This is a genomic window from Natrinema soli (genome assembly GCF_028618695.1).
Map to the genome: position 1 here is coordinate 1 of NZ_JAQIVI010000712.1, position 8,259 is coordinate 8,259.

Sequence of the window (8,259 nt, forward strand, 5' to 3'; positions counted from 1 at the left end):
GGCGACGCTGGTGTGCTCGAGGCTCTCGAACCAGGCCGCGAAGTGGACGGCCAGTGCCACGCCGGCGACGATGGCACCCGCGAGATCGCGCCGTGACAGCCGAGCGAAGGCTGTCCGGTGGCAGATACCGGCGAGGGGTGCAACCAGCACCGTCGTAAAGAGGACGCGGTAAAAGGCCGCGACCGAACTCGGGGCGGCGCTCCAGCGGACCAGAATCGCGCTGGTGCTCGTCGCGAACACCGCGACGGCGAGCGCGACCGCCGGTGTGACCTCGAGATCGACGTTCACGTCGTGGTCCACTCGTCTCCTGGCGCAAACGAGTACCGAAACGATCGAGTCGTTACTCGTCGGGAAGCCGGTTCCCGCGGTAGGTCGCCGCGATCTCCAAACTGACGTCCTCGAAGCCGACGATTATGTCGTCATCAGGCGTCAGCTCCTCCGCCTCCCACTCCTCGAGGAAGGCGACGGCGTCATCGCGCTCGGCGTAGGGTCGCGGATCGATCCCCATCGGATCCTCGGCGGCCTCCTCGTCGGTGATGAGGACGAAATGGGCCGCGGTCGCGTCGATGAGATCCCGGGTCTCGTAATCGGTCGTCCAGGCAGCTGCGATCGGCGAGTCGGGGGTCGACGACACCGTGTACGCGAACAGACAGCCCGGCGAGTCGAAGACGGCCGCCAGCCCGTTTTCGTGGACGAGTTGCCCCGTTCCGAAGTATTTCTTCGCCGGCATGCCACAGACCGCACAGCGCTCCCCGTCGTCGAAATCGAACGGGCCGTCGTCATCGAACTCGATCTCCATCGTCGGTTCGTGTACCTGTGCGTCGTCCTCGTCATCGTCGTCCTCGGCTCCGTCGCCCCCGAGACAGCCCCCGACGCACGCGGTCGCGCCCACCCCGAGCGCACCCAGCAGCCGTCGACGCTCGATCCCGTCCCGTTCGGTCATGCGCCACGCTACGGGACCGGCGATCAAAACCGGCGTGGTTCGGGCTTCGAATCCGACCGCGCCGTCGCTCGGGGCTCTCACTCGAGTCGCGCTTTCGCCAGCCGGTGGCGGGCCCGAAACATGGCCGCGAATCCCGGCGTCGAGACCGACTCGACCGCGTCGCCGAGTCGGCCGAACGGCAACTCGTAGTCGACTCGATCTCGGACGACGGTCCGATCCCCGTCGGCGAAGAAGCTGTGCGTGTGCTCCCACCGATCGAACGGCCCGTGGACCATCTCGTCGCGGAAGTACGCCGATCCCTCGTCGCGATCGCGGTCCGTGATCACCGAAGTCCAGTGCTGGCGCGGCCCCACCCCGAACGGGCGCATCGATAGCGCGACTTCCAAGCCGGGCTCGAGCACGTTCGGATCCGGATCGCCGTCGGGGCCGATCACGCGCTCGACGCGCAGGCCCAGCCAGTCCGGCGTCACCGCCTCGAGACCGGAAACGCGGGAGTGAAACGCCCAGACGTCCTCGAACGGCGAGTCGACGGTCGTTTCACGTTCGTACGTCTGCATCGCTCGTGCATCCTACGACGGCCAGCGGGAAAACGTCCACCCACGAACGGCGACGGCGGAGCGGAGAATCGCGCGGTCTACTTGAGCCGTTCCTGCAGGAACGACGGATGCGCCGCGGTGACGCCGTCGATCTCGAGCAGTTCCTCCGAGATGGTCTCGCCCAGCGAGTCGCCGTCCTCGGCGCGCACTTCCGCCATCAGCATGTGGTCGCCGCTGGAGCTGTACAACGCCTCGACCTCCTCGAGGTCCTTGATCGCCTGCGTCGCCTCGACGTAGCGTTCGCTCGCGACGTCGAGCCCGACCAGCGCGATCGTCTGGCTCGAGAGTTTCTTCGGATCGATATCCGCGGAGTAGCCGATGATAACGCCGTCCTCCTCGAGCTGGTTGATATACTTCCGCACCGTCGGTTTCGAGACGTTCGCCCGGTCGGCGATCTCGGCGTAGGACGCCTGTGCGTCCTCCTCGAGAACCTCGAGGATACGATCTTCCGTCGCCTGAGTACTCATGACCGTACGTTTTGCTCGGACAGAAAAATATCTTTTGTATACGAAAACGACGGATATCCGAACGGAAGACGGTGAAACGGCGGTCCCGGCGGCCGTCGGCTCGAGGCTCGTAACCGCCGGACTTATTCGCCCGCTGGCCGCACGTTCGCTATCGATATGGTCGAACCGAATCTCGTCAGCGGTGCCGTCTGGGTCGTCTGCGGGCTCGCGATTCTCGGTCTCGGTTCGCTCATCGCGTTTCGCGGACGAGTGGACCTGCACGCGAACTACGACGAGTCGGTCGACCCTGCACACGTCGCTCGCTGGGCCGGCGGGACGGCGCTGCTTATGGGGCTCCTCGTCGTCGCCTACGGCGTTCGCGAGATGCGGTACGGATTCCAACCCAGCCTGCTCGCCGGCCTGGTCGTCGCTCTGCTCGTCCTGCGCTCCCTCTCGAAACTGTTCGCCGGCGGCTTCGGTGCCGGCGAGTAGTCGACCGCCGGGACCTCGCTCCCGTCGTTGACCGGACCGATGCGTTAAAGAGACGCGACATGTGAGACACATACCATGCCCGTCGGCGATAGCGATCTCCGCTCCGCACTTCCCGTGGTGGCGCTGATACTGGTTCTCTTGACCGCGGGATGCGCCGCCCTTCCGAGTGCCGGTCCGACTTCGGCGGACCTCGAGCGAGAAATCGACGCGGCCGACCCGCCCGACGAGGTCTCCGCAACCGTCGACGTCCGCCGGACGATCGACGGCGAAACGATCCAGTACACCGAGGACGTCTGGCTCCGCGCCGACGGTCGGAGCCGCGTCGAAACGAGCGCCGACGGTACCCAGACCGTCGTCGTCGACGACGGCGACGATCGCTGGCACTACGACGCCAGCGCCGAGTGGGCGACTCGCCTCGAGACCGATCCGAACGCGACGTCCTATCTCGAGGGGATTTACGCACAGCAGGAGCGGTACCTCGAAGCCTACGAGATCACAGGTGTCGAGGAGACGACGGTCGACGGCCGGGACACCTATCGCGTCACGTTCGATCCGCCGATCAACGAGACGATCGAGCGGTCGATCAGCGTTCTGATCGAGGACACCGAGTACGTCCTGCCGCTGGCGACCAGCGAGGGAGAACCCGCTCGGCGCGGCGCTGATCGCGTTGAAGTCTGGTACGATCGGGAGACGCTGTTCCCGGTCAAATACGCGATCGAGGGCGACGGCGTGACGCTGGAGCAAACCTATCGGAACCTCGAGATCGACGGCGGGATCGACGACGATCGCTTTACATTCGATCCGGCATCGACGGCGAACGGAACCGACGTCGAGACGATCTCGTTCCCGTCGATCGACTCCTACGAGAGCGTCGACGCGGCCGAGGAAGCCGTCCCGTTCGAGGTCGCGGAGCCGCCCGCGGACGCGCTGCCCGACGGGACCGAACTCGACTCGATCACGGGCTACGAGTTCCCGGACGAAAACCGGACGCAGGTGACGCTGCAGTACCGGACCGCGGCCGACGAGACGGTGTCGGTCGTCACGAGCGACGGGCCGCGGCGGTTTGCGAACGGCGGCGACGCGGTCCCGGTCGGTGCCGCCAGGGGGACGATCGCGGAAACCGACGAGGGGACGGAACTACAGTGGCCGTGTGGTGATCGTTACTACTCCGTGTTCGCTGAAAGCGGGTTCGACGACGGAACGGCGCTCGCGGTCGGCGAGTCGCTCGAAACCGGTTGTTAGCCGACGGAACGCGCTGAAAAACGGGGCTGCGACCGACGGTCGGTATCGGGACGGCCCCCGACTGTCGGACTATGGGAACGGACCGCAATTCGGTGTGCGCTCAGGTGTGACGCTCGAGCAGGTCGTAGCTGCGCTCCCACTCGGCGTCCTCGTCGAAGTACCGCTCGGCGAGGGGCTGGTCGGGGAGTTCGCCGACGGCCGACTTCTCCTGCTGGTAGGACGGCCGGTCTTCGTCGACGTAGTACCGACCGGTCAGGACGGTGCCCTCGTTGAGGACGTCCTCGGTCTCGTGCATCATCTCGGCGGCCTCGCGCCGATCGGTGACGTCGAAGTCGTAGTCGTCGGACTCCTGGACGTCGATGTAGGGGACGTACTGACGGGCGTCCTTGTTCCAGGTCGGACACTGGGTCAGGAAGTCGACGTGGGCGAAGCCGTCGTGCTCGATGGCCTCCGCGATGATCTCCTTGGCCTGGTTCGGGTTGACGGCGGCGGTGCGGGCGACGTAGCTCGCGCCGGCGTTGAGCGACAGCGACAGCGGCCGCAGCGGCGTCTTCGCGCTCCCTGACGGCTGGGTCTTGGACTTGTGACCCTTCGGGCTGGTCGGCGAGGTCTGACCCTTCGTCAGACCGAAGATCTCGTTGTTGAACACGATGTAGGTCATATCGTGGTTCTCCCGGGCCGTGTGGATGAAGTGGTTCCCGCCGATCCCGTAGCCGTCGCCGTCACCGCCGGCGGCGATGACCTCGAGGTCGGTGTTCGCCAGCTTCGCGGCTCGAGCCACGGGCAGGGAGCGGCCGTGGATCGTGTGGAAGCCGTAGGTATCCAGGTAGCTGTTCAGCTTGCCCGAACAGCCGATCCCGGTGACCGTCAGCACCTCTTCAGGCGTCTTGCCGACTTCCGGCAGCGCCTGTTTCAGCGACTTCAGGACGCCGAAGTCGCCACAGCCCGGACACCAGGTCGGCTGCGGTTCGACGCCGGGGGTAAACTCGTCCCGGTCGATCTCTCGTTCCTCTCCGATTGCGTTAAATGCACTCATGGTTAGTCACCTGCCGCAGGTTCGATTCGTACCTGTGCGGTCGGTTCGCGGTCCTCGTCGGCGAGGTTGACTTCGTAGCCCTCGACGACTTCGGCGGGCTCGAAGGGATTGCCGTTGTACTTCAGCAGACTGGTCATCTTCTCGCCGAAGCGGCCCAGTTCCTTCTGGATCAGCCCGCGGAACTGTGCGGTGGCGTTCATCTCGACGACCATCGCCTCGTCGACGCTCTCGAGGAACTCCGTGACTTCGGCCTCGGGGAACGGCATCATATCGGAGACGCTCAGCCCCTTGACGGCGTGGCCGTTCTCGTTGAGCCGTTCGACGGCCTCGTGGACGGCACCGTGGGACGAGCCCCAGGTGATGATACCGTACTCCGCCGTCTCGTCGCCGTAGTAGGTCTGGTTCGAGTCGTGTTCCTCGTCGAGTTCCTCGCGGATGTCCTCGAGTTTCTCGATGCGCCGCGTCATCTGCGCGACGCGGTTGTCGGGATCTTCGCTGATGTGGCCCACTGGCGAGTGCTCGTTACCGGTCGCGAGGTAACGACCGCCCTTCTGGCCGGGCAGCGACCGCGGAGCGACGTTGTTCTCGGCGTCCTCGTAGTTGAACCGCTTGAACTTGCCGCTCGCGTCGTGGGCGGCTTCCGAGAGCTCGTCTTCGGTCAGCGTCGATCCTAGATCGGGTTCCGGTTCGCGGTCGAAGAACTCGACGTCGACGTTCTTGTTCTCGCCGGAGAGCTTCTGATCGTAGATGATGATCGCCGGGAGCTGGTAGTCCCAGGCAATCTCGAAGGCGAGTCTGGTCTGCTCGTATGCCTCTTCGATGTTGCTCGGCGCGAAGACGACTCGCGAGGAGTCTCCCTGGCTCGTGTAGAGGACGAACTCGAGATCGCCCTGCTCGGGTTTCGTCGGCATCCCGGTCGAGGGGCCGGCTCGCATCGACTCGACGAGGACGAGCGGCGTCTCGGTCATCTCCGCCAGACCGAGCGGTTCGCTCATGAGCGCGAAGCCGCCGCCGGAGGAGCCGGACATGGCCTTCGCGCCCGCGTGACTCGCCCCGAGGGCGAGCGCCGCGGCGGCGATTTCGTCTTCGACCTGTTCGGAGACGCCGCCCATGTCGGGGAAGTTCTGGGTGAGAATCGTGAACACGTCCGTCCACGGCGTCATCGGGTAGCCGGCGATAAATCGGCAGCCGGCGTCGATCGCGCCGTAGGCGATCGCGTTCGAGCCCGACAGCAGCGCCTGTTCGGCCTCGTGAGAGCCCTCGGGTGCGCGCAGGTCGTGCTCGAACTCGTACTCCTCGTTGACGGTGTCGTAGGCCTCGTGGAGGATCTCGAGGTTCGCCTCGAGAACGTCCCCACCCATGGCGTCCGACATCAGGTTCTCGATGTGTTCGAGGTCCATGTCGAGCAGCGCCGCCGTGACGCCGACGCCGGCGGTGTTGCGCATGACCTCGCGGCCGTGTTCGCGTGCGAGCGACCGGAGGTCCATCGGGAAGACGTGCCAGTCGTTCTCCTCGGCGCGGGCCTCGAGATCGATCGCCTCGACGTCCTCCTCGCTGATGAGGCCCTCGTCGTAGACGATGATCCCGCCCTCGCGGAGCTCGTCTAAGTTCTCCGAGAGGGGTTTGACCTCCTCGTTCCCGTAGTAGGCCTCTTCCTGCGGGTTGCGAGCGAACGAGTCGCCCAGCGAGAGCAGGAAGTTGTAGCCGTCGCCGCGTGACTGTACCTCGTGGTCTGCGGCCCGAATTTCGACGTACGTGTGGCCGCCGCGGATCCGCGACGGATAGTGGCGGTGTGTGAATACGTCGAGCCCCGAGCGCATTAGCGCCTTGGCAAAGTTCTGGCTCGTCGAGTCGATTCCGTCGCCGGAACCGCCTGCGATTCGCCAGATAAGTTCGTCGCTGCTCATATGTGGATCAGTGGCCGATGGGCCAACCGTACCCGAAATTCGGACTACCGAACCTAAAGACTTTGCTATAGATTACCAAGGATCTTTCGTGAAGAATGAACATCCACTGAAGAATATGTAGTAACGATCATTATCATAACCGGGGAACGAATTCATGATTGTCCACATTTGTCCAACCAGCCGACGTCGGTGAGAGCGCGTCGGACCGCCGAAACAGTCTCGGGTCGGCGGACGGTACGACCGCTTCCCCGGACGGGCCGGTGGTTCCGTCGGGCGACACCTTTTACATCCGTTTCATGGTACGAAATCGCATGGGATACATCGTTCGGATGCCGAAACTCGGTCTCGAGATGGACCGCGGGACGCTCCTCGAGTGGGCCGTCGACGAGGGCGAGTCGATCTCCGAGGGCGAACTGATCGCCGAAGTGGAGTCGGAGAAGAGTATCGCCGAGGTTGAAGCCCGCGAAGACGGGGTGCTCCGGCGGACCTACCTCGAGGTCGACGAGTCGGTGCCACCCGGGACGCCGATCGGAATCGTCGCGCCGGCCGAGAGCGACATCGGCGATCTCGAGACGGAGGCGACGGCCGATCTCGAGGCCAACGTGGAGGTTGAAGACGAGGTCGAACACGAGGATGACGCCCGGCTGGCCGAACCGGCGTCGGACGGAGACGGTGCCGGGGTCGGAGGCGGCGCGGCGGCGGACGATATCCGTGCCTCGCCCCGCGCACGGGACCGGGCGGTGGATCTGGACGTCGATCTGGCAACCGTCGAGGGTACCGGCTATCAGGGATCGATCACCGAGGAGGACGTCGAGCGCGCGGCCGTTTCGGAATCCGGGGACGGTGCTGAGCCCGACGCGTCGCCGCGGGCGCGCAAGCGCGCCGACGAATTAGGTGTCGACCTCTCGACAGTCGAGGGGACGGGGTATCAGGGCGCGATCACCGAGGAGGACGTCGAAGCGGCTGCGGAGGGTGGGGCGACGGAGAGCGGCCCCGCTTCTCGAACCCTCGCGGACGAGCGCCCGTTCGACGGGATGCGCCGGACGATCGCCTCGCGGCTGAGCGAGAGCTACCGCGAGGCCGTCCACGTGACCGTCCACCGCGAGGCCGACGCCGAGGCGCTGTTCGACGCCGCGGACGCCGCGACCGACGTCCTCGAGACCGACGTGTCGGTCCAGGACGTCCTCCTCCGAGCCGTCTCGGCGTCCCTCGAGGAACACCCCGCGTTCAACGCGACGTTCGAGGACGACGTCCACAAACGGTGGGCGGAACACAACGTCGGCATCGCCGTCGACGTCGAACAGGGACTCATCGCCCCGGTACTGGCCGACGTCGGGGGGAAGTCGCTCGCGGAAATCGCCGACGGGCGACGGGACCTCGTCGACCGCGCGACGAGCGGCGAGTACACGATGGACGACCTGCAGGGCGGCACGTTCACGGTGACGAATCTCGGCGTCCTCGGCGTGGAGTCGTTCGATCCGATCATCAACCCGCCCCAGGTCGCCATTCTCGGCGTCGACGCCGTCGCGGAGCGGCCGGTCCGCGGCGAGGACGACGGCCTCGAGTGGCTGCGTCACCTTCCGTTCGACCTCACGTA

Annotated in this window: 8 protein-coding genes and 1 pseudogene; 3 read left to right on the top strand and 6 right to left on the bottom strand. The window is 65.7% G+C overall.

Annotated elements, in window-relative coordinates:
- The 4 genes and pseudogenes from PGX04_RS30690 to lrpA1 all read right to left on the bottom strand — a co-directional run.
- Positions 1-288 (bottom strand): annotated as a pseudogene (locus PGX04_RS30690) (DMT family transporter); the annotation flags it as partial.
- Positions 289-340: 52 nt separating this feature from the next.
- Positions 341-943, bottom strand: a complete 603-nt coding sequence (locus PGX04_RS30695; protein WP_273741942.1) for a nitrous oxide reductase accessory protein NosL — start codon at positions 941-943, stop codon at positions 341-343.
- 77 nt (positions 944-1,020) lie between these two features.
- Positions 1,021-1,500, bottom strand: coding sequence for an SRPBCC family protein (locus PGX04_RS30700; RefSeq protein ID WP_273741943.1), 480 nt, complete (start codon positions 1,498-1,500; stop codon positions 1,021-1,023).
- A 77-nt stretch (positions 1,501-1,577) separates the two neighbouring features.
- The gene (lrpA1, locus tag PGX04_RS30705; protein ID WP_180840834.1) at positions 1,578-2,006 is read right to left on the bottom strand and encodes an HTH-type transcriptional regulator LrpA1; all 429 of its coding nucleotides are present in this window, start codon (positions 2,004-2,006) and stop codon (positions 1,578-1,580) included.
- A gap of 156 nt (positions 2,007-2,162) precedes the next feature.
- Here lrpA1 and PGX04_RS30710 point away from each other — a divergent pair, with 156 nt between their 5' ends.
- Together PGX04_RS30710 and PGX04_RS30715 are read left to right on the top strand one after the other, a co-directional pair.
- Entirely contained in the window at positions 2,163-2,477 is a 315-nt protein-coding gene (locus PGX04_RS30710) for a hypothetical protein (protein WP_273741946.1), read from the top strand.
- 75 nt (positions 2,478-2,552) lie between these two features.
- Entirely contained in the window at positions 2,553-3,719 is a 1,167-nt protein-coding gene (locus tag PGX04_RS30715) for a LolA family protein (RefSeq protein WP_273741947.1), read from the top strand.
- Between the two features lie 100 nt (positions 3,720-3,819).
- Here the strand turns inward: PGX04_RS30715 and PGX04_RS30720 are convergent, their stop codons facing one another.
- Positions 3,820-4,755, bottom strand: coding sequence for a thiamine pyrophosphate-dependent enzyme (locus tag PGX04_RS30720; protein ID WP_273741948.1), 936 nt, complete (start codon positions 4,753-4,755; stop codon positions 3,820-3,822).
- 2 nt (positions 4,756-4,757) lie between these two features.
- Positions 4,758-6,662, bottom strand: coding sequence for a 2-oxoacid:acceptor oxidoreductase subunit alpha (locus tag PGX04_RS30725; RefSeq protein WP_273741949.1), 1,905 nt, complete (start codon positions 6,660-6,662; stop codon positions 4,758-4,760).
- Positions 6,663-6,973: 311 nt separating this feature from the next.
- On the opposite strand from PGX04_RS30725, the gene PGX04_RS30730 reads away from it, so the two are divergent.
- A partial coding sequence (locus tag PGX04_RS30730; RefSeq protein WP_273741950.1) for a dihydrolipoamide acetyltransferase family protein occupies positions 6,974-8,259 on the top strand: 1,286 nt, incomplete at its 3' end.